The sequence below is a fragment of the Vibrio sp. 03_296 genome (genome assembly GCF_002265885.1).
This window is the reverse complement of record NZ_NPKW01000752.1, coordinates 1-1,203: the sequence shown is the minus strand read 5'-3', so window position 1 is coordinate 1,203 and position 1,203 is coordinate 1. Positions and strand designations below refer to the sequence as shown.

The window sequence follows — 1,203 nt, the reverse complement described above, 5'->3', positions numbered from 1 at the left end:
GACAATACCCGTAAACTTTAAGCCTTTATACTCTCGTGAATCTGTCGAGGCATCTGAGCCACCACTGTCACTACCACAAGCCGTTAACATCAAAATGAGTGGAATACCCATCAGGCCATTTTTATACATGAACTCTCCTTAACATGTATTAGATTTAAATATCGATAGACAGTTTAAAAACCAAAACAGAATATAAAAAACATCAGTTACAGATGAATTAATATAAAAGTTGCTATCAAAAACTGACGCCCGCGGATTTTAATTTTCATAAAAACAAATATCAAATTAAACCACCCCAAACCAAAATAGTTTAAAAAAACAAGACTAACACTTATCTTATAAATTTAAAGAAAAGCCTAAAAACAAAACCAAATAACAAAAAGTTACAATGGCAATTTGAACATTAACAAATATCAGAATTGTAAGTAAACGAAATAAACACATTGATTAATTACACGTTTCTGTTAAATGCATCGGATATAACAACTCAATATCAGCCTTATTGAAACAAAATGTATAAGCAGTGAAAAGATATTATTGAACCATATATCTCGAACAAAACACGATTAATTATCAATTACATTATTTTGCGATCAACTTTGCATTCAATAATTAATAAAACTAAAAGTAAATAATCAAGATAACGCTTGGAATTTATAAATATAGTATAGATTTCATCCCATTCTATTTTTAATAGAACATACCGTTGTGACGAAATTTATATTATTTAATCGTGATGTCCACTCACCGCTCACGACAAAAATAAAATCACTATTTAACGCAATGAGTGCCATAGATATTCAAACCGTGCTTGTGAACGGTTAACTCTCTATAACCAAAAGAGACCATCACCCTGCTAACATTCATGATAGCAATGGCTTTTGCATCACCTATACTCAATAATGCGAACCAAGCGCCTCACCGCTGAATGGATATCAACACTCTTACACATTGGATAAGCATCATGGCAGACATAGATACCTCTCAAYTAATCGTTCCGGATTCTGTACTCAAGAGCTGGCAAGAAATCGTCGATTTGGTTGCCAAAATGACGCAATGTCCTGCCACTCTGATCATGCGTATTCACGAAAACGAATATCGAAGTATTTTCCAGCAGTCGTAGCGAAATAACCCTACGCGCAAAATGCAAAAGATTCACTTGGGACATGGCCTGTATTGTGAAACCGTGATTAGCGAGCGGCG

1 protein-coding gene is annotated in these 1,203 nt (G+C 34.2%); it reads left to right on the top strand.

All coding sequences use genetic code 11. The annotated features are described in order from the left end of the window. Window positions 1-964 precede the first annotated feature (964 nt). Complete coding sequence (locus tag CIK04_RS34440; RefSeq protein WP_325205912.1) at window positions 965-1,123, top strand: hypothetical protein; 159 nt, start codon at window positions 965-967, stop codon at window positions 1,121-1,123. Window positions 1,124-1,203 lie beyond the last annotated feature (80 nt).